Source organism: Acidithrix sp. C25 (genome assembly GCF_904848545.2).
The window spans coordinates 826,318-848,937 of record NZ_CAJHCI020000001.1; the positions used below are offsets into that span (position 1 = coordinate 826,318).

The window sequence follows — 22,620 nt, forward strand, 5'->3', positions numbered from 1 at the left end:
TATCGTCTACGCAAGGATTTTCAACAGCTCGTAGGTGAAGACCGATGGCGTATCGTTAGTTTTCGTGCCTTCGACATGCATGAGACTGGCAGGAGGTAGCGGGTTCCTCTCGTCGAGTCCAAATACGTGCGATCGTGGAGTTGACGTGTGATGCAGATATCAATTCTGTCGCGTAATGCTTCATTTCTTTGATAGCTGGGGCGAGAAGACGAACTTTTGCGAAGAGTTAGATATCCGGTCGTGATCGGCTCAAAGGGCACCATTACGCAGCACTAGATGCGCGTTATTGAGCCCAAGTATCTCCGCGGTTTGCCCTGCAAGCCCGGTGATATTAGTTTCGAAGGAAGCGCGGTTCTGTAGTAACGTCGACAATCAAAACACGTCGAAGATAGCGCTCACACCGGAGGTTGACATTTTGCGAACCTACCCACATTGACGCCCGTAGCAACCATGACTTTGCTGTAACTCAATAAAAATCGTCGACACACTCAGCAAAAGACCTTGGTCGTGACTTAACTAATTAATGATTTGGCGAAAGTCGAAGCAGCACCTTGAATGAAAGGCCCGTACGAAAATTGCATCCTGTGTCATCAGACAATGAAGACGGGTCGACAGCCAGCAATAGAAGCGGTAACGATAACGACGGCTTCGCAAGATGGTATGAGTTGTTCTATCCGAAACTCCTAGCGACAATGGTCCTTGTGATTGGTGACCTCGAAGAGGCAAAGGAGGTTGTCGATGAAGCTTGCGTACGCGCACTTATGCATTGGCCCAAAATCTCTAAAAGCGAACGGCCCGAGGGATGGACCTATCGAGTTGCCTACAACGTCTTTCGTCGGCGAGCAAGGAGGCGAACTTTTGAAAGGCGCTTCTTGAACCGCCAAACAAAACCTTTCGACCTTTCGGCTCCAGCTGGAGAGATTTGGCTCTTGGTCAACGAACTTCCGCGTCGGCAAAGAGAGGTCGTAATGCTTCGATATGTTGGGGATCTTACCGAAGTTGAAGTTGCAGACTCACTAGGAATTACAAGAGGTACAGTCTCGCGAACCTTGGGTGCGGCTCGACAAAGACTCGCAGCCGACTTGGCAGAACCACTTACCGAGTCGGGTGACATTGCGAAAAGCAATAAAGACAGAGGAAATCGCGACGATTTCCAAATCGAAAACGAGCAAAAGAACCCGTCAACACAATCGCCCGATGAAACGCGACAAGCAAGTAAGGCGCAGATTACCAAAGGAGCACAATGTCACGATTGACCGAACTTACGAAGTCCCTACTAGAGGTGCCGCTAGCCGAAGCACCTTCAATTTCTACACTTAGCCAGCGAGCTAACCGCCGGCGAATTGATCGCCGTCGCCGTAGTTTTATCTTTGGGGCCATCGCGGTTTTAGGAGTCGCAATTTCTGGAACTACATTTGAGCTAAATAAGGGCTCTAGTTCGAATGCGCCACTATTGAGTGCTCAAGTGACAGCCTTTGTCAACCCTGGTCCACCGCACCTCCTGAATGGCGAGGTTAGCCTTGGCCCTCAACTTAGCGGTTGGAGACTAATCTCCGATCGGCAAACAAACATATCGACGACTCCAGCCAACTACTCATCGGCGATCACCTATGAAAATGATTCGACGACGAATGGAAAATCATTTACCATCACTATCAATCAGGGAACGGTGAATCCTGATTTCGTAACACCTCCGGCAGGAGGTATCGCAAACGCAACCATGGATCAAGTAACGGTAAAGGGGCAAAAGGCTCTCTTGTTGCAAGTTTCTAATCAAATTTCATACACATCAGTAAAGGGACCAAACGGTACCCAATCAATGACTATTAGCGGTGCTTGTACCGATGCGATACCGACTAACTCCGTTGGTTCTCCGTTAATGAATCCATGCCAAGGCACAACCCAACCGAACCATAAAGGTCCGAATACCATTTTGCAGTGGCAACTATCACCGATACTTGGGGTGCAGATAGTTGGCTTCAACCTAAGCCCAGCAGAGATTCAGGACATCGCTTCAGCCTTGGTAATCAATCCTTCCCTCGACAATTGCATGCCAGGCGGGAACCCGATTCATAGTGGCCTATGTGCTCCAGGGATAATTGCATCGCCTCCCATCAATACTCCAAAAGTTCCAATTGGTGGAACAGAATTGGCATATGGAACCGTCAAGAACCAGCCATGGGTATTTTCAGCTTCAGTGAGTGCTAGTAACTCATGGATGGAAGTTGTATATGGCAATGCGGTGGTGACCTCTAGCGGAAGCACAAAACCAATGGCAACTGTAAATTGGGACAATGCTAGCAACGGAGAGACCTTTCTCTCTGGAACTGTGCCGAGTTGGGTAACTAGCGTCAGTGTTTCTGGTCCGAGCAATCAAACAACTGCCCTACTTCCCACCACGCTCGACGGCTGGAGCTTCTTTATCTTGCCCATGGGAGTAGCAACAGCCCCTTGCAATGGTGTCTGCTCCGAGCCAATAACCGCTACCTTCTACGACGGATCAACTGTGGTTGGCCACGCCACTATGGCAACCACTGAAACGAGCTACGGTGGATTCAAATTAACGCAACCAGCTTGATCTTTATTAGTACCTGCTGGAGAATTACTACCTTTGGTCCGACTATCAAGGATCTCAATTGAATTGAAGGTGCGAGGACTGATTTACCGAGGGGCAGAGCAATGGGAATCTGGTCACTGAAAAGGTTAATTGTAAACAAAACCACGAAGCAGGGAAAGTGGCGGAGTCTGCCCCGGTAATTCAATTAGTTGAACAGGTTTGACGTGTGTAAGTCAATTCATTTCGAAATGCAAGTCGTTTCGTCCTCCCTTCATAACCATGAAGCTCCTCGGGGCGCCATTTGGGTAACTCTGCTCGTCGACTCCTATAGCTTGCTAGTGCTGAAGTCAATAAAGTTGATAATCTTACTCAGGTTTAGCTTTATAATCTTCAATGAAGGTGAAATCAAGCCAAGGGAGTTAGAAAATGTCAGTCCTAAATGAAGTACTAGAGGCAAATAAGGGCTATGCAAAGGAGTTTGGAGACAAGGCCAACCTTGCGATGCCTCCAGCACGCCACTTCGCAATCCTTACCTGTATGGACGCACGTCTTGATCCAGCAAAGTATGCGGGATTAAGTGAAGGCGACGCTCACGTAATTAGAAACGCCGGAGGAAGAGCTAGCGACGATGCGATTCGTTCATTGGTTATCTCATACAAGTTATTGGGAACCAAAGAGTGGTTTGTCATCCATCACACCAATTGTGGTATGGAGTTCTTTAACAACGACCTCATGAGTAACCTTTTGGCTTCGAGCCTTGAGACCGCTGAACTTGGTGCTGCGGGATTCAAAGATGTTGGTCAAGGACCTGGCTCAAGTGAAGGAAAGTACATCAACTGGTTGACGATTCCTGATCAGGCTTCGTCAGTACTTGAGGATGTCACTCGAATCAAGTCGCATTCGCTGGTACCATCGTCGATCCCGGTCTATGGATATATCTACGATGTTGCAACCGGAAGCCTCATTGAAGTTCCTGAGGCCACCAAGGTCGGTCAATCTCGATAGCGATTCGTCTCGCAAGAGTAGATATCTTGTCAAAGAGCCCACTACCCTGCTGATTTGTCTTCGAAGGTAGTGGGCTCTTTTGTGTTTGTTCGGAGATTTTCCATTTGGAGATCGCTGTTGGTCCCCTGTGTTGATCAAATCAACCGTATTTGCGATACATCGGCGATTTTCGTTGGCGATGCAGATAACTGGTACCTTCAATGGCTACCATGCCCCATCATTTCGCGTCCTTCGTTGCAGGGGTAAAATGATGGCTACTGGGATTGGTATTTAATCTTCGATACTTTAGTCCAATGGCAACGGCGCGGAAATGCCAAGAATACCCAGTGCCCGTGCCTACGTTCCTTCTGACTGTGTTACGACCACAGTTCTAACAAACTGGTAACTCCGACGATGAATCGGTCCATTATCGCGCATCTTGATCTTTGTGTATCCATGATGGTCTATGCACGGTGCTGCGCAGCACATTTCGGAGGGAAGGGGCGTTGCGACAAAGACGTTTCCATAGAGCTATGCGGGAGACGATAGAGTGCTGGAGTCCTCTCTATACTCTGTGACATCGTGAATTCAGTTTGAATCGCCAGCGAACTTCAGGTTTCAATAAACAACCGCCGCGAACGAATAACCTTTGATGAACGACATAGTGGTTGAAACTGCAATAGAGTTAGGGCAATAGATCAGCGAGGTTTGCGATGGTCATTGTTTCTTTAGTGTTATTAACACTCACCCTATTAGTCATTGCAGCTGGACTGCACCTAGGCCCACACTCCTCCGTAGGAGCCGGTGTTTCTTCGTTTGTGATTGCGGGCGTAGCCGTCTCTGTTTTGGCTAGTAGCACATCTTCGATTACTACCCTTACGCTGCTAATCTACGGACTTATCTTTTTGATCTCGTTGGGAACGATTGCCTTGGGGCTCAAAGGAGTTCTATCAAAGCCAAAGACATCGACACCACAGAGGTACAAGTCGCTTCTTGGTAGGACAGGGGTGGCTTCGACTGATTTAGCTCCCTCGGGGACCGTAACGGTCGATGGGGAGAGCTGGAGCGCTGATGCACTTGAGGGAGTCATTAGTAAGGGTGACAATATCTTCGTGGTAGAGGCCGACCAAATCCACCTCAAGGTCGCCATCGACACTTTCAATACCAGCACTTCAACGAGTGTTGAATTAAATGAATCAACCGGTAAGGAAAACAATAATGGTAAAGACGATCATTGAACTAGCCGTAGCTTTAGTCCTCTTGTTCGCAATTGTGCGGGTTCTCTTTTCGACCTTCAAGATTACGCGAGATTACCAGAGGTTGGTGGTCTTTAGGTTGGGTAAGTCCAATGGCGCAAAGGGTCCAGGGCTTGTTGTTATCAATCCAATTACCGACAGAATATCCTTAGTAGATCTTCGAGAGCAATTTCTTGAGATCCCGCATCAGACAGCTATTACCAAGGACAATGCGCCTATCTCTATTGACTTCATAATGTTCTATCGCGTATTTGATCCAGTGACATCAGTCGTCAACATCCGTGACTTCTCCGGAGCAGCGCTGAACATCGCTGCAACGACACTTAGAAGCGTTGTCGGAGACATGGCCCTCGACGATGTCCTCTCCAAGCGCGAGGCGATGAATACATCGCTAAGAGTGAAACTCGATGAAGTAACGGAGCGATGGGGAGTAAAGGTTACCAACGTAGAAGTTCGTGAGATCAATCCCCCACCCGCAGTTCAAGAGGCAATGACCCGCCAGATGTCAGCTGAAAGAACGAGGCGAGCAGTTGTTACTGAATCTGAAGGTAAGAAGCAGGCGGCGATCACCGTTGCCGAAGGACAGAAGCAAGCTGACGTTCTGTCAGCTGAAGGTGCCCAGCAAGCGGCAATTTTGACTGCTGAAGCAGAGAGGCAATCTGCGATTTTGCGGGCTGAAGGTCTTTCTACTGCCCTATCTGTTGTTGGTCAAATTGCAAAGGATTCGGACTCGAATACGTTGCTTCTTCAATACCTCGGTGCATTGAAAGAGCTTGCCAACTCCCCTTCCACAAAGATTCTGTTTCCGATGGAGCTGACCAACTTGCTGTCGGGAATTCGCGACATGGCGATGGGTCAAGGCCAAAGCAAGTCATTTAATGGAAGTGAAAATGATTGATTTTGACGCACGAAAAAATAATTTGCCGTTCATGTGAACAACGTGCATTTGTCAGTCAGTTATTGGATTAAGTGTTTGATAACCATTTGTACGCGGGAGTCAGCAAGCTTTATTTGAAGCAACTTCATGATCGCGAGGCCCATTCATTGAAGGTGTCGGCAGCTCCACGTCATTCTACGGATTACTTTATGACGCTTATCGACGCCCACTGTTGTGCGTATTTTCGATTTCCACGGCTAGCAAATGGCCTTTGATCATCACCGAGAACGCATAGCCGCCGAAGTCATTCGTCTATGGTTCTATGAGGTTTGAGTTATTCCAATGCCTCTTGCAACAGTTACCGCACCGCTCGCTTAGTAGTGTGTCCCATTCGGTAAGCTTTTGAATGACTCGTTCTGGTGTGTGCTTTTTACCCTTTATGAAAATCCCCCCTTTGATATTTTGGTCTGTATTCTCAGGCTAAGGGAGGATCGTCCAGGATTGATCAATGCAGTCTTATAACGCTTCGCCCTTTGAGTTTTAGTGTTGTGCCACATTGGACGCTTCACGGATAAGCGAAGTTCTGTGTCGTTCTCGTTAACGAGGTGCATCTATAAGTCGTTTTCAAGTAGGTTTGGGAACCACGCGTCGTGATTGATCCCTCCCAAATAGGTATAGGTCCATTCGTCGCCGATTTGGACTGGTGCAAAAAACTCTTGGGCTTCGTTTATGTAGATTGTGCCACCGGATATGCCTTTATGTACACCTAATCTTCGCGCAAGGGCTTCGGCTTTGATCGATCCGACATATTCCGAAAGGAGGAATTCTTTGCTTCGCGTGGGCGTGATCATCTTTTTGAAGCTTATGTCGCGGGCACCAGATTTGAGCGTGTAAGGGATTCCGACATGAGGCCCAAGCCAGGTATTGCCGGGTGAAAGAGTTTTAGGCGCCTTTGCGGAGATCGGATCTCCCTCAAGATCGAATTCAAGGATCTCTTTGTACGTACCTGCAAAATAACACGGTTCACCTCGATTAGCAGGCACCAAAACGTGGCCGTATTCATTTATATAAAATGCCCCGCCCTTCTGTCCATTGATCTCCATTTTGACGTTGTTTACCATATCTACGAGGTTAAAATGACTAGTGGTCGTAAGTAATTCTCTCTCTGAACTTGAAACTCGATATATTAGGCGAACTGCCATTTCATTATTCTGCGAACGGATTACTGAATACTTTGCTTCTCGGCTAGCATTAGCTGGGTTCAATCCAGGATAAACAGTTGCCACTTTCTAACTTCCCCTCTCTAAATCAGATTGCCAAAGAAATCCCCCCGGAACATGTTCGAGGAAAATATGGCTGCCATTATTTACATACCATACGTCGTCACGATGGTTTACACTAATCTTTATTCCACGGTCTAGCAGCAGTTTCCAGGCCTTTATTGTTTTTATGGCGTTTTGTGATTGCTGAGGATAATTGTTCTCATCTATGATCGCGAATTCGGTTTCGGACTTGTTAGCCCGCCTTTCGATTAACCCGCCACCCTTGCTCCTTATTTGGAAGGACCCACCGGTAGCATCGGTGGGTCCATAGTAAAGATCTCCGGGTTTTATATTTCGTTGCGGGAGGATTTGCTCCTGGTTTTCTATGTCATTCGTGACGTAGACGAAAGGTTCGTTGATTTTGCCAGCCACGTACATCATGTTCTCACCCGCATTTCGTTTTGAAACAAGAATTAGGTTGAACTCAGGCGTTAGGTAAAATCTTCCACCGCGTTGGCTACGTACTTTATCAACGATATCGGATACACCTTGTGGATTAGAGACTATTTTCCCATCGTACCGCCGAACCGTTCCTAGTGTGTCGAGGCTGTGCTCAACTCCAATTCTTCCACCGCGCCACTCTTGTGGTCCAAGGTCTAAGAGCTGGCAGAGTCTCTTCCATTCCTGGCTTTCGCTAGGCGTGGGGGTTTGGGGAGGATCAAACTTTTGTATTGGTGCGGCATTCGGTTCGAGAAGCCATTCCCAATATTTATTGGATTCAGGTCCAGTTAGATCAGTCCAGTCAAGCTTTCCATAAACAGCCTCATCCACGGTGTTCGAAACGTAAATAATATGCATATCAGCTATTTTTTTAGACCCGTCTCCTTCGAACTGTCGACGCAAAACTCTTCCTAATGTTTGGATCCTTTGGCGTATGCTGGAGCTTGACGCTACAAGCACGCCTAGATCAGCTTCTGGCACATCTATTCCTTCGATAAGAGATTTGACAGAGACCAATATTTTGTTAGTACCTGTTCGAAATGATGCTAAGGCCTCATTGCGGACGGACGACTTTAGTTTCGAATTTTCGAGAGTAATGCCAATAGAGGGTAATTTCAGTTCTAAAGCGCGCGCCAATTGTGTGGCTGAATCTACTCTTTCGTGAAATACCAGTGCGCGCCTATCAGGGTTTCTTTCGAATGAATCCGACACAATTCGTGTTGCGACTCTAATGCGTTCGGTACTTTTGTAAAGGAAATCTTTCCGTTGCGTCGTTGCTGAGACATAGCGCTTTGCGAGGGAGCCAACTTCATCGTTTCGAGTTTGGTAGATTCTTGCCTGCGAAATTTCGACTCCGATGTCCTGTAGTGCGCTAATGGAATCGTCGACACGTCGGGTTAGTCTTTCGTATTCTGCTTGCTCTGATACAGTTAGGTGCACACCGTGGTGATTTATCTCATAATTAGGCAGCCATCCATAATTTCGAGCTTGCTTTAGATCGAAGTGATAAACAACAGCGCCAAGAGATTTCCCAACAAGCTGATCATCGAACGAAATTAGGGTGCCTTCCTGCGAAGCCTCGTCCCGTTCCGGAGTTGCAGAGAGTCCAAGTCGAAATCTTGCCTTGGTATTTAGCACCTTTGCCATTGAAGGAGCTCCTGCTCTATGGCACTCGTCAATTACTAACATAAGTTCGCCCGATATTGCCGAAGACATCTCCGGAAGGAGGCGTGAAGCACTGTTTAGGACACAGATCAGGACCCTAGATGACTCTAAATCTCCTTTACTGCCTGATCCGAGAAGGCCTATCTCTGATCGGTTTAGATCTGAATGCCTATTAATTACATCTATCCATTGTCTCGCTAGTGCAGATGTGGGTGCAACGATAGCGACTTTAAGCTCGGGAGATTCCCGTGCCGCTCTTTCGATGCACTTTAGAGCAATAAGGGACTTCCCTCCACCGGTAAACACTTCGATGGTTCCCCTGAAAGGACCATGCGTGTCTCCCGACATCCACGCTTCTACAGCCGCTTCTTGCCACCTGTGTAGTTCAAATCCGGTAACTCTCATTTCCTACAAATCTATCGAGTTTCTGGAGATTCCTGACTTCGTTATTAACTGGTGTATCAAACTGCCTGCCACGCTTCTTAGTCGCGATGCGGGACGCAGTTCAGGCGAAGCTAACTTTATCCCCAATCAAGGATTACAGATAATTGATCGATTCCGAAAGCTCATTCTGAGGGAGTGGGCGCAATTAGATGGCTAGCCATCAATTTCGTTATTTAGAAAGCCATTCGCGTCGAACAAAATAAAAGGTTTATTTTCGTTCAGCGCATTCAACGAAAATACCTTCTGGCTTTTTTTTCTTGACACTATTCGACGGAAGTTGATGCCTGCTAGCGCCGAAATTGTTTTCGCATGTCTGTGCCATGGTGAATCCTGGATGATCCACCCTTAATGTTAGAATACTGACCAAAATATAAACAGTATATTTTTTATGAAGGGTAAAAAGCACGCACCAGAACAAGTCATTCAAAAGCTTGCCGAGGGTGACAGATTGTTATACGCCGGCAGTTCGGTTGTGTAAGTTGCCAGAAGCTCATGCATAACGGAAACCACATTGCATCTTGGTGAGAATACCTACGGAGGTATGAAAACCACAGATGCCAAGAGCCTGAAAGGACTAAAGGCAGAGAATTACAAGACTAAAGACCATTGTTGCCGATCTGACCTTGGATAATTCGATGCTAAAGGAACTATCGGAGGGAAACTTCTAACCCCGGATCGCAGACGTAGCGCTGTGAAGCTGCTGCTTCAATACCTTGGTGCATTGAAAGAACTAGCTAACTCCCCTTTTATAAAGATACTGTTTCCGGTGGAGCTGACAAATTTGCTGTCAGGGATTCGTGATATGGCGGCGGGGCAAGGTTCCGGTGGACTCAAAGGTAAAGATAACTCGATCGATAAGGATTGATATCTTTAGAACCTGCGGCTGCTAAAGAATGTTCTGGCGGTCTCTCAGTCGCGACGGTCGCCACTTTTGACGTGGATTAACTTCGCTTCATATCCGCCGATAGATCAGCTGGCTCGTTTGAATTCCTCAAACCTCTCAGCGAGTCGGTCTTGATCCGGTCTCGCGGCCCGCTCCTTGGGTAGATGAATTTTGGTTCCAGCTATTTCTTGAATACCATGTAGAAGCATAGGTCCGTCAGTTTCTTGCAAAAGTCGATGTTGTACTTCTATGATTCCATCCGGACGTATTCCCACCAAGTTATGGTCGAAGGCGGCATGGTGTATTTTGCATAGAGCGATTCCGTTGGGTACCACCGGTTCACCGCGGACATGACCGTCAGGGATTATGTGGGCAGCATCGAGCAATTCGGAATGGCGAAGTCTGCAGATTGCACATGACGTATCGTATGCGTGGAGAACCCGTGCCCGGAAGACTGGTTGGTGCATGCGAGTTTTTGTAAGCCGATCTACATAGTTACGTTCGAGGCTCTCTTTGAAGATTGGGTTCGCGCTTGAAAGTGATGATTCAAAGCCGACTACAAATTCGTGCCGTTCTGGAATTTCTTGCAGGAGATACACTGGAAAAATTGGTAAGTAGAGCCCTTTCCCGATGCCGTAGAAGTAAGCCAGCGGCAATCCCTCGTCCATCGCCATCCGTAGCGCTCTATTGTCTGAATGTTGCGGATCTGTACCGCGGTACTTGTAATGGATCATTCCGTCGTCGTCGGTATCGTCAATGTATGGCGGCAGTTCCGACGGTGGGGTAAATGTCGTTCTGATTGTTAGTGCGGCGCTGCTGCCCAGGAGCTTGCGTATTCCCGACTGGACGATAAGACTTATTCGTCTGCCGCGAAATTCAAATGAATTTATTGTAGAAGACGGTACTACGCCGCTCGGGGAATGTGCTGTGAGTAATTTAAGATGGCTAAAAACCGCCTTCCTCAATTCGAGCTCTTCGTTAATTTCATCAAGAATCATCACAATTGCTCATACTATCTCAACGGAAAAGCTTTCGAGGTATGGGAATCTTTTTGATGGTTTGGCGGTCTTCTTGGACCTTCTTACGGCCGCTCCCTTAAATGGTTGCTTTTTCGAATTTTTATTCTTGTTGATCAGCGCCATCCACCGCGTACTCCTGAGCATCATCAACAGGGCCTCTGACACTACGACATCTAAGTCGTGGTGCCCTCAATTCGTGGTACCAAGTGATCGCTTCGCAGAATTAAACAGAATTCACACTTAGTTGACTCGAGCAAGTTGGCAAATCATAGTCTTTAGTTTTTGAATGGGACTGTCTTGCCAATATCTGAAAGGCGTGTCCGTAGCACGTTCTCGATAGAGACTGTAATCCAATATTGAAGCGAATGATAAAATAAGCAAATTTGTGGCCCGTGGTAACTTCGAATTCGCTGACAGTGCCTTTGCCTAAAGCGAACAGGTTGGTTTCAAATAAATACTCAGCTACACACCAGCTACAAGTAGATCAGGATTAATAAAATTCAATTCTGAAATGCCCAGTCCCAGAAAATCGAACATCGCCATGATAAATTAGGGGTAATTGGTGATGCGGCTAAGACCCCAGCGGCAGGGACCATCACCCCAATAGGCGGTAGTTGATTGTGTCGAAATTAGATTTATTATCCTCGCTCGAAAAAGGCGCGGCAATATATTTCTCCAACGTTTTGTCGGCGGGTAACATTGCTGCTGAACTTCGCTCTAAACAAACATATATATCGCTCGTAGCGACGGATCGCCAAACTTCGGAGTTTGAATCCGGCAACACCTATTTCGATGATTCGAGCCTTTTTTCATCCTTATCACCAGGAGAAATTCCTGATGGTGTTTATGTTCTCTACGAAGACGTATCGGTATCACTTTTAGTTGTCGACTTTTCGAATGGTGGTGTTGAAGATGCAAATGGTAAGCCACTAGATGGTGACCAGATCGATAAAGTTCGAACATACTTCGAGACTGCGATGCAGGACGGGAAATCTATTCCATCCAAACCTAAGTACGACATAGATGATGGAGTGCAACGCCGTGGCTCGGGAGACCTTCTAAAGGTTGTTGATAGATCGTGGCGAGCCGAAGACAATTGTTGGCAGTACAGATGTAGATCCACAACTGGTGCTTCTAATCGGTTCTTGGAAGACGAGCTTGAAGATATCCCCGAGGACACGAACGACGTCAGATCCTGGCTTCGCCAAAATCCAATGCACAACATTGATACCGCGGCAGCACTAACTTTCATAAAGATTGACCAGGTTCTTAGCGATCTCTTCTATTCAGCGTTCAGCTCCCTTACAACCTTTATCCCTTATCAATTTCTGCCGGTTTTGAAGTTTTTGATTGGCGATAGTCAGCGCATTCTGATCGCTGATGAAGTCGGTTTAGGAAAGACGATCGAGGCAGGACTTATTTGGCGCGAACTTGATCAGCGCGGTTCGGCAAAGAATGTACTCGTCGTTTGTCCCTCCAACCTCGTAGCTAAGTGGAAGGCTGAGATGAGGAACCGCTTCGGCTACATTCTGCGCGACCTAAATGATGAGGAATTGAAGTCACTTTACTTGCGTAGCCCTGGGCGCTTAGCAGCATCTCATTATTTTGTCGTGTCGCTCGAAAAAATAAGGAGCGGAAGGTTCAGTGACCAGATAGTAGAGCTTTTAGACGAACAATCGGATCTTTTTGATCTCGTTATTCTAGATGAAGCCCACAATATTAGAAACAGTGAAACCAAAGGGTTTAGGACTATTAAGGCCCTATTGGATGATGTGGAGAGTGTTGTATTTCTCTCGGCAACTCCAATCAATAACGACTCAAAGGACCTTCATAACCTAATGCGACTCTTAAGGCCCGATGCTTACGAGGAGAGTTCAGTCTTCGGACGCATTCTCGATTTCGTCAAGATGGTGAATGAGTTTGTAAAGTTTGTTGAATCATCGGAGTTCGAAAGAGATGAAGCTCGTGCGAAGTTGGTTGAGATATCTGAGACGGAAGTTGGGGCAGCCGCTGCAAAGAGCGGTGACTTTAAAAGAATCGAACAGATTCTTGCTCAAGGCGTTATAAGTCCTGAAGACGAAGTCCGGCTTCGACACTCGATCGTCTCCCTCTCCCCACTCGCCTCTGAGATTTCTCGTATGCGCAGACGAGAGGTTACCGAAAATCCGGTAGTACGCGACGTCAAGATTCTTGAAGTTGAGTGGAACGAGCGCGAGAAGCAAATATATGACGAATACATTCGTCTACTCAAGAGGAGCTGTGTCGTCCTAGGACGACGATACGGGTACGTTGCTCAAATGCCGCTGCGATTTGCAGCAAGTTGTATGCCTGCGTTTGTCGAGGCTGCTACCAAGAAGTGGGAACCTTTTTATGCGCAGTCTTACAAGTCGCAGGACAGTGACGCTGTGTCAGTTGAAGACGCACTCTCGATTGACGACCAATTCGAAGAGGACGATCGCTCCGATGACGAGAAAAAGGACGCTCCCAAAATGGCGGGGCAAGAGGAGATTAAGTTGCTCCGAGACGAATCTTTCATGGAGCATCTAGACAACTTTATGAGTTACGCGAGTTCACTGCAAGCCACCGATTCGAAGTACGAGAAATTCAAGGAGTGGATCTTAGAGTTCTCTGCCAAGGATGATAAACAGTTGATCATTTTTTCATTCTTTACTGGAACTCTCAAGTACCTTCAAAAGCGACTCGCAGACGATTTCGACGTGAGGCTGCTGTATGGCAAAACGGCGCCCGAAGCTCGCCAGAAGATAATGGACGATTTCCGAAAAGGCACGTTCAAAATTTTGCTTATGTCAGAGGTTGGTAGCGAAGGTCTGGACTTCGAGTTTTGCACGGCCATGGTTAATTACGATGTGCCTTGGAATCCGATGAAGATAGAACAGAGGATCGGTCGCCTTGATCGATTTGGACAGAAGAGTGAAAAGATCCATATCTTCAACATGTCAGTGAAGGACACCATCGACAACAATATCTATATGCGCCTTTTCGACCGACTGGGCGTGTTCCAGTCATATGTCGGAGGACACGAGGAGATTCTCGGGCACATTGCCTTCACAAATGAGGATATATCAGAGATGTGGAGTCCTGATATCTCACCTGAGGATTCAGAGGCACGTATAGCTCAATTCGAAAAAGCTCGTCTTACAAATTTCGAAGCTATGAAAGCAACCGAGAGCGCTGAGGCTCTGGTCAATACTGACCGCCTACTTGTAAAGGGTTTCGAAGCGGATCAAAAGAGGCGTGGCAATTATTTAGGGCCAAATGAGATTCGTATCTTTGTCGAAACATTTCTAAGGCGAGTTCGTAATTCGCCACTGAGACCTAATCGAAGGCCTGGTATTTATTCCGTGCGATTAGACGACGACGCGAGGAGTTACGTCTCCCGATTCCAAAGAAGTAACCGACAATTCGACACTGCAGTAAAAAGCGATTCGGAGGTAATCATTTCTTTTGACGCGCAACGTGCCATAGAAAATGGTTACGACCACGTTGACCTTACACACCCTCTTGTTCAGGGTGCCCGCGTTTGTTTTAGAAATATGGAAGCAATTTCTGGAAGGTATGGGAGGATTCGAATTCCCTATGACCAGTACAAGGGCAGTTACCTGGTCAAAGTCTGCTTGGCGAAATCTCCTAATAGCGAATTCAGTAAATTAGTTGCCTTTGCCGTTCGGGCGGATAATTACGAATACGTCCCCGAGGTGGGAATGCGACTAATGGCGGCATTAGCCGACGGTGCATTTGAGAAATCGAGCGAGGGAGAGGCAATTGCCTATTCGGATCTCATCTTTGAAAAATTAGAGGATATGGAGATGGATTGGCGTCGAAGTGAAGAGGCAGAGGAACAGGCAAAGTTGGATTCTCGAAGGGCTGCGGAACTATCGCGAAAAAGGATAGTGCTCAGCAGCAAGATTGAACAACTTGAGAAGTCGATTCTCAACAGCTCGAACGAGACTTATATCAAAGGACAAAGAACGAAAATATCAAATCGCAAATCTGAATTGGCTCAGCTTGATGGAGTTGAATCCAAACGCGATTGGATTTCGATAGAAATTTTGCCCAAATTGGTCATTGATCTGGAAGTTTCCTAGCATTTCATAGCGGTGTCTTCTAGTAGGAGTAGTGGTTTTGGAGGATAGTGATCTACTGCGAATAGAGAACCTTGTACTTGAAAAGGTTCGAAGACTTGCTGCCCAAACGAAGGCTGATCTCTCGGAGGGGGTAACGGCCGGAGCGAATCAACACGCAAACACCAACCTCTACCAGGAGCGCAAAAATAGACGGGAGGTGATAGATGGAGCCCTTCGTGAAGATCAGTTTTTATACGGAAAGGTAGTTCTCAACGACGGCGGCGGAAACGACGAGATTCGTATTGGTAGGACAACCGTATGGGATAAAGAAAACAAGGTGGTGGTGGCGGATTGGAGAGCCCCAGTCTCGAAGAACTTCTTCCTTGCTGAGGACGAACAAAGAAACCACTTTCTAATGAGTGCCACATTCACCTTTGAAGAGCGCAAAATATCGGCTATAGAGGTTCCATTTGGACTCGACTACGCCACTCCCCGGAGTGCAACGATTTTCGACAAAAAACCGAATAAGATCGAGAATCGAAATGTCGCAGCCACACCTCGGGTAAGACCGATCAAGGATTCTAGTCTCGATATCAGATCTGCTCATTTAAGGCAAAACGATTCTGCGGGAAGTTCGGTGGTCGGCTCACCGAATGTTACAGGTAGTCAGCAATCGAATGCATCCAATGGGCGAAAAGTGCGCGCACCACGGACTCTCTCCACGATCCTTCGAAGACGTCGTAGTGGAAAAATGAGTGATCACGTAAATACATTGCAGCCTGATCAATATCTAGCTGTCTCGGCGGAAAGCACTGAATCGCTGATTGTTACTGGCGGACCTGGAACTGGAAAGTCCGTAGTAGCCATTCATAGAGCGATGTATCTATATGGTGCAAATAATCGGCGCATCCGAACGCTCGTCCTCGCCCCGTCTGAAAACTATTCGAGTCATTTGGCGGAGGTAGTCGATGGATCAACTCAGAGTGAAGGCAAAAGATACATTCAGGTACTGACACTCGAGCAGCTTTATCGTCAAGTCATCAGTGAGTTTGAATCTATCAAATTCGAAGGTACACGATTCGACAAAGAATTTCAAGTATCGATGCACTTAGACCCCCGCTTCCATGACGCGGTTAGAGACTTTATTTGGAGTCACGCTAGGCCGCAATCGATTGAATTGGATGTTCGCGGAACCTTAGTCCGGGTCGATCAATTAGATATTTCTCTCTTGATTGGACGAATGAGAGTAACGCAAGAGCCATTTGGATCCGGGCAGATTCTACTAAAGAAAATAATACAAGAGCACTTTAAGATTGCAGAAGGTGATACGCGAACGCGGTATCGCTTTGGCGAGAGTTCTTTGGATCATTTGGATGAAGAAATTAGCTCTAAGAGGGTGCTGGATAATGTATTTCTGCCCATTCAGCGGTTTTCTAAAATCGCGAAGGAGTTTCTCCGCGTACCCGGAGTTGGAAAGAGCTTTCTTGCACCGTACTTCACTGATGCGGAAATAGATCAATACTATGGTGGGTCAGTTTCTCAAAAGGAGCCCTTTTCGAATTCTGAATTGGCGGTATTACTTTCGATGATCTTGGAAGTCAATGGAGAATCAATCCGCTTCAAAGACTTCGGTCACGTGATCATCGAGGAGTTTCAAGATCTAGGTAAAGCAGATCTTTTGTTGATTAGACGAATAATCCCAGATTCCAACTTTACTTTAGCCGGAGATTTGAACCAAAGTTCAAGCGGAGTGGGTGTTGAAAGTATCGACGAACTTAAGGATCTTCTCAATATTCAAGATGCTCAGGAGGTATCTCTCGAATTATCTTTTCGTGTCCCAAGGAGCGTATCAATGTTGGCGGAAGCTATTCGGAGCGCAATCAGTCGAACCGATAACAAACTTTCGTTTTCTAACTTGATCGATAATGAGCTCGATGACGATGGCGTTTATTACCTTCGGTACGGTCATAGAAGAAGCATCGTTAGTTGCGTCGAAGAATTTTGTAATAGTATCGAAGTTTCCGGGCTGACTGCGGTTATCACTTCGCCTGATAATGTCGGTAAATTAAGGAGTCAATTCAAAGCCGCTGGCGTCGGGTACGTGACACGCCTCGAAGAGTTTGAAACATCTGCAACTGGACTTATCCTAACTACTACGATCGATGTGCGAGGCCTCGAATTCGACAACGTGGTTGTAGTGGATGCATCAGGATTGCTAAACGACCCCGAAGGCAGGGGGCATCTTTTTCGTGCAATAACTCGTGCGACCAGGAAAGTATGCATAGTTGACGGTAATCTGGACGACAAGCTACGCCACTTCGTAACACGCGAGCTGTAGTAGCCGGTCGCCCAGTCGGTTGGCTATGAAAATCTCTCCGATTTAAATTCGGAATTAATACCGCTTCAGAGTGATGATCTCTTGCCAGCCTCCACCGCTGTAATATATCGCATGGTGATTTTCTAAGCTGCGTACCATGTCAATAATCTCTTTTTGTTGATCACTATGTTCTATGTGCTTAGCAACCTTTCTCGCATCATCTTCGTTTGATTTGAAAAATACTGCAGTTCCTGCGTTTGCTGTCACGTCGTCGTCGAAGTCATTGAATCTTTGCGATGCGAGTACGAGCGACACTCCGTACTTTCGGGCTTCCCGTGCAAGGCGTGGAATTCGATCAAAGTTACGTATCAGGTGAGCTTCGTCGATAACTAGGGCATGGGTTATCTCCTTCATGACCCCTCGTCGCGTCATCTCTCTATAGATTCCATCGATCGAAAAGATTAAAAGGGCGAGACGGGCAACCTCACTATTGATGGTGCTCAATTTAATGATTGTTGCATGGTCAGAGTGGAGGAAGCTGCGGCCGCTGTTTGTTTCAAACAGAGATTCGTAGCTAAATAGATCGCGCAACCTAGTCATAAGATTTTTGTCGATGTCGCTTGATCGATTCATTCGTTTGAAAACGTCGAGCAATGTTGGCTGATTCGACTCATCGAAGTCGCTTGCCAAGTCCTTGGGATACTGCTTCTTGATGGCTTCTCTGAATTGACCAATCTGTATATCTCCTAAATTGGGAAATAGAAGAGATAGCATGCCACTGACTCCATTTGCGATATCGTTGACGACGTATCGGTTGGTTTGTAACTCAGATTCCGTAAAGTAAAGCGGGTTGAAGCTGGCATTGTTGATGTCTGAGACATTCATCTCGTTACCGAAAAACCCCTCCATTATCTCATCGACGTCTTGGTGGAAAGAGATTACGATTGGGGCAATACCTTGCTCCTTCAGCTGCTTCACCACGCCCATAATGAAGGTAGTTTTCCCTACGCCAGATAATCCCGTAACGATCATGTGGGGGTTGGTGGAGACGGATGGTTGCCAAATTACAGTCTCTCCGCTCCGAGAACTACCCACTTCAATCGAGATCTCTTTGGGGTGAATTGGTGGTAAGGGCATTTCTCCAGCGCCATCAACTATATTTGTGGGTTCGAGGGTTGAAGGCTCGGAAGTAGATAAGTCGGAATGTTGAATTTCTACGTCTGGCTTACCTGGCGTCTCGATCGTAACTAGATCGATCGTAACTAGATCGATCGGATTTGTGAGGCGATTTGCTTTTTCAAGGTAGTCTTCTGTAAATCCACTGACTTCAATCGCTGTGGAATCAACGTTTTCGTTGGTCACAGAGATCTCGAATTCTGTATCATCGATGAAGCCTTGGTCGCTTACTTCGAGTTCCGTGCGATTAGTGACACCGAATGTATCGCCGTCAATTAAGTCATTGGAGCGAGAGATGTAGAGATGATCTTGGAACGCACTGCGTTGAATAAACCGATCAACTACGTGTTCACTACTTATCTCGATATAGCGAAGGTTCACGTCGGAGTCTGTTCCAACTCTGAAGTCGATTGTGATCACGGTATCCATAGAGGTGTCGTCGAACTCGATCGGTATCGTGTCACACTGTAACTGTCTAAGGCTCGCCAACTTTTCCTGAATAGTTTTGTAATGCTGCGGCCTTAGCTGTTCCGATCGTGATCTTCCGATTTGCTGTTCAATGACCTTGGCGAGAGCCACTCTATCGCTCCAACGCTTCCGGGAAGAGGTTAAGGAAACGACAGACCCCCAAAGGCTGTGACACTCGTCCATAAAATCGCGTATTGCGGAGGCACCGCTAGCGAACGTCTTCTCAGTCGCCGAAAGTGTCAATCCAAGATAGATTGCATTGCCCTTTATGCGAAGAACGGCAAAAGACGTTTCAACTAAATTTTGACTCAAGTTGCTTCTCATCGAATTTGGAAGATCGATTAGCGGGATTAACACTGCTGCCTCGTTCGCTGTAGCTCCAACGATCGATTTATCTTGAACAGTGGCGGTGTATCCTAGGACGAAGCTGAGCGCCGGATCAGATCGGTCGTTTCTGTCAGTGTAATAGATCTGAGAACTTCCGGGAATTTCTTGGAGGGCCGCGATGGTGAATCGTACAGCGCTCTCGGCGTTGTTGGCGACCTCGCATGAATCCATTGAAGGCTTGTAGCCAATTGCAAGCAATGATGACGTTCGAACTGCTGAGATGGATGACTGTACAACCGTGGCTCCATTTGCGATAGTCTCTCCTATTAGATATTCGCCATTCGTTACTCCCCTACTACGGTAGACTTCCATGGCCCCTGAGTCGAGTATTACAACTTTTTCGGCGTATCGATGTGCATCGATGATAAAGTTTTGCTCTTGGTCGGAGATAGTCTTTACGAACGTAATTGTCTCCCCGTTGCCGCCGATTCGTTCCCTTACTTTTTCTTCTAGGGTGCCTAGTACGTCCGCTAGGTTATTTTTTGTTCGACGGTTATCGAATCTTTCTGCGTTCGAAAGATCGTCGTAAAATGTGGCTGTTATTATTTTGCCGTCGGTGGCAATCCTCTGCGTATCCCAAGTTCGAACTAGACCATATAGAAGTGACCTCGGACGGTTGATTTTCATCTCTTTGGCTTCCAAGGCGAATGCAGCGTTACTCCCGACAGAAAAAAATATCGCTAAGTGATATAGTTCGGTGCTCCCTCCACCGAGTTCATTCGGGTTTTCTTTTAGATCACCCTTTCTCCATGTAAGGCTAAAGCCCGGATTCCTCGTGTTTCGGCTAGGTCTCTCAAAGATCCACCGATATTTTTGTGGAACTTCATTTTTGCTTTTCCTAGCCAACTCCCATAGATCTTCGAATTTTCCCGCAATAGAGTCGAGCTCCATCGATTCGTTAGCCAAATCTTTGCGTGCGATTGAAGGAAACATGCCCAGCGAAAATGAAGGCGTCGTTTCATCCGGCTCAATTTGTTTCGGATTTGATACTCCCTTGCCTTCTCGAGACATTGTTAATGCAGTTAGGAGGGTTCCACCGTCGCCGCCCCCAAAGGACGCGAGTAAGGTGAGGTCAACCAACGAAGACTGATTTTCTTCGTTGGTTTGAACAGATCGCGTCGCGGCTATCTCCTTTGATATCTGTTCGGCCTGCCACATGCTGTCAGCGACTGCTTCAAAGTTATCTTGGTCGTCGGAATACCAGTATCGCCGTATCTGCGTCGGTAGAGAACTATCGTCAGTTATATCAGGAGCTACCAGTAATTGCGTATTGATGTCCAAGGCTTCGCACGAGCGCATAACTCCATATGGCGAGTTTTGATCGAAAGTAGGAAATACGATCGGGAAGCCATTTCCGCTTACCGATTCGTAGATAGATTTGAGCTCACTTCCCTTTCCCTCCCGCGAGAGAAATTCGATAAATTGGTCGTAGTAGACTCTAAATAAGAGCCTAATTGGGCTTTCCGGTAGGAGTATCAGCGCTTTGATACGGCCTGATTCGTCGAGAACTGAGATTGTGTTGACGAGGGCCAGATCATCGGCGTCTTTCTCGACGCCTTCCTTCCATAGGTTCGCAAATCTATTTATTGCCTCTTGGCTATCGGCTAAGTGGCAACCATATACGTTGTCAGCTGATCGAAGCCTTTTGACCACTGCATTCCAGATCGAAGAATCGACCTTATTGACCTCATCGAGTTCGATAGGTCTAAATTCGAGCGATGATGGGAGAAGTTTGCCCGCCGCACTCATTAGCATCGTGAACTTTCCGAGATTAAAGTCATTTTGTTCAAGAAGTTGCCAACATCGCCTCCATCCCCAGGGTAATTTAATTTTCCCTTTTATAGGCTTCTTTGAGTCGCGGTAAAGTAGGACGATCTCGCGCTCGCCGAGCGTTGCGATCGCAGATGGTTCTTTCAGTGCATCTGTAAATGCATCGGAGTTTTCTGCTTCTAGCAAAAATTCACTGATCGTTCGGTAAGTCCGATTCGACGATGTACCGCTCTTTTTAGTGGAATCTCCATCTCTTACGATGAAGGTCTCGGTCTCTTCTCGAATTGTATCGCGAAACGAAACTACCACGCGCGCATCGAAATTATCGCCAGCTTCGATCTCAAAGACATCTGCTCTGATTTTGAAGTCGTTTCGATTTTTTCCACTGCTCAGTACTTCCCAGTTGGCCTTTGACTCGTCGCCAACAAATAGCTCGACATTGAAGAGAACTCCGCCTTTTCTAATGGTCTTTGGTGTTGTCGTCCACCGAACGGTGAGATCCTTCGAGGTACTGTTATCCTCGGCGTTTATTATGTATTCGAGTTCGCCGTTACCATCCTGGGATAATCCTGACCATGGGGTCGCCTTACCGTTGTTGCCGCGCCAAGCTTCTATGAATATCTCGCTCACTTCTTCTTGTTCGACAAGCTCGAGCTTCCAGTTACCGACGAAAAATTTGTCATCGAGAGGGTTGTTGATAAAAACATCCTGCATTCGACCTTTGTCGCACTCGGAAATAAACTTCGAAACCAGCAAAAGGTCTTCTTCATTACCGTTGGGAATGATATCTAGGGATCTGAGACGATCTGTCGGCATCGCAGAGTTTGAGCTAACCCGTAATAGGTCTTTGACAAGTGCTTTAGATATCTCCAAATACCGATCGACCAAGTTGGTGGGCGTGTCACCGGCAATTGGCCATAGTCCGATACGCCACAGATTCTCTAAGAATTGTGAGAGACTACCCGAATGCTCTATGAGCTCTACAACTTCAAGTCGGCCGACGGCAATGGCGACCTCCTTTGAATACTTGGATGCGAGATCTACGTGGTGTAAGTATCCCTTCAGAGGAGATATATCGAGTAATGCTTTACGATACTCATCAATAAGGTCAACTTCGGAAATCTCTCGTCCTGCGGAGAAGATACCATCCAATCCGCTCTCTTGGTGCTTGTCATTTATAATGAAAATTAGAGCTTGATCCTTTGTCTCACGCAGCTCTACGGCTTCATCTCCCAGAATTACAAAGGAACTCCGTTGGTCAGGGGTATCGTCGACAACAAAAAGATTCCAATCCCTAACGCGATTACCTTTAGTCGCGGATAGCTCGAGACATAGCCGATTGATTAGTGTGGGTTCGCTGGTGCGTAGGTATGCAACGGCGCCCTTTTCGGCGGTATCCGCCAACCTTATAACGGTATCAGTAAGACTTGCAACGTTCAACTTGGATTCCTTCATCTAAATTCTCACCTA

Annotated in this window: 11 protein-coding genes; 7 read left to right on the top strand and 4 right to left on the bottom strand. The window is 46.9% G+C overall.

Annotation, left to right across the window (positions count from 1 at the left end):
- The first annotated feature begins 584 nt into the window (after positions 1–584).
- The 5 genes from ACIDITHRIX25_RS90170 (at position 585) to ACIDITHRIX25_RS90190 (ending at position 5,695) form a co-directional block, all read left to right on the top strand.
- Positions 585–1,256 carry an RNA polymerase sigma factor gene (locus ACIDITHRIX25_RS90170; protein WP_201732548.1) on the top strand — a complete coding sequence of 224 codons (672 nt, stop codon included), beginning with the start codon at positions 585–587 and terminating at the stop codon, positions 1,254–1,256.
- Positions 1,244–2,578 carry a hypothetical protein gene (locus ACIDITHRIX25_RS90175; RefSeq protein WP_201732549.1) on the top strand — a complete coding sequence of 445 codons (1,335 nt, stop codon included), beginning with the start codon at positions 1,244–1,246 and terminating at the stop codon, positions 2,576–2,578. Before ACIDITHRIX25_RS90170 ends, ACIDITHRIX25_RS90175 begins: the two co-directional genes overlap by 13 nt.
- Before the next feature lie 405 nt (positions 2,579–2,983).
- On the top strand, positions 2,984–3,562 hold the full coding sequence (locus tag ACIDITHRIX25_RS90180) for a beta-class carbonic anhydrase (RefSeq protein ID WP_201732550.1): 579 nt from the start codon (positions 2,984–2,986) through the stop codon (positions 3,560–3,562).
- A 692-nt stretch (positions 3,563–4,254) separates the two neighbouring features.
- Positions 4,255–4,779, top strand: coding sequence for an NfeD family protein (locus ACIDITHRIX25_RS90185; RefSeq protein ID WP_201732551.1), 525 nt, complete (start codon positions 4,255–4,257; stop codon positions 4,777–4,779).
- A complete protein-coding gene (locus tag ACIDITHRIX25_RS90190) occupies positions 4,760–5,695 on the top strand; it encodes an SPFH domain-containing protein (protein ID WP_201732552.1) in 936 nt (311 codons plus the stop codon). Before ACIDITHRIX25_RS90185 ends, ACIDITHRIX25_RS90190 begins: the two co-directional genes overlap by 20 nt.
- Positions 5,696–6,285: 590 nt before the next feature.
- On the opposite strand, the gene ACIDITHRIX25_RS90195 is transcribed toward ACIDITHRIX25_RS90190, so the two are convergent.
- From ACIDITHRIX25_RS90195 to ACIDITHRIX25_RS90205, 3 genes are all read right to left on the bottom strand, one after another.
- Positions 6,286–6,960: a hypothetical protein gene (locus ACIDITHRIX25_RS90195; protein ID WP_201732553.1), complete on the bottom strand. Its 675-nt coding sequence runs from the start codon at positions 6,958–6,960 to the stop codon at positions 6,286–6,288.
- Between the two features lie 3 nt (positions 6,961–6,963).
- Positions 6,964–9,006 carry a DEAD/DEAH box helicase gene (locus ACIDITHRIX25_RS90200; protein ID WP_201732554.1) on the bottom strand — a complete coding sequence of 681 codons (2,043 nt, stop codon included), beginning with the start codon at positions 9,004–9,006 and terminating at the stop codon, positions 6,964–6,966.
- Between the two features lie 1,008 nt (positions 9,007–10,014).
- Entirely contained in the window at positions 10,015–10,926 is a 912-nt protein-coding gene (locus ACIDITHRIX25_RS90205; RefSeq protein ID WP_249685695.1) for an HNH endonuclease, read from the bottom strand.
- A gap of 641 nt (positions 10,927–11,567) precedes the next feature.
- On the opposite strand from ACIDITHRIX25_RS90205, the gene ACIDITHRIX25_RS90210 reads away from it, so the two are divergent.
- Together ACIDITHRIX25_RS90210 and ACIDITHRIX25_RS90215 are read left to right on the top strand one after the other, a co-directional pair.
- Positions 11,568–15,053 (top strand): helicase-related protein, encoded by a 3,486-nt coding sequence (locus ACIDITHRIX25_RS90210; protein ID WP_201732557.1) that lies wholly within the window; start codon positions 11,568–11,570, stop codon positions 15,051–15,053.
- A 37-nt stretch (positions 15,054–15,090) separates the two neighbouring features.
- Positions 15,091–17,370, top strand: coding sequence for a UvrD-helicase domain-containing protein (locus tag ACIDITHRIX25_RS90215; RefSeq protein ID WP_201732558.1), 2,280 nt, complete (start codon positions 15,091–15,093; stop codon positions 17,368–17,370).
- A 54-nt stretch (positions 17,371–17,424) separates the two neighbouring features.
- On the opposite strand, the gene ACIDITHRIX25_RS90220 is transcribed toward ACIDITHRIX25_RS90215, so the two are convergent.
- Positions 17,425–22,605: an ATP-binding protein gene (locus ACIDITHRIX25_RS90220; protein ID WP_201732559.1), complete on the bottom strand. Its 5,181-nt coding sequence runs from the start codon at positions 22,603–22,605 to the stop codon at positions 17,425–17,427.
- Positions 22,606–22,620: the final 15 nt, after the last annotated feature.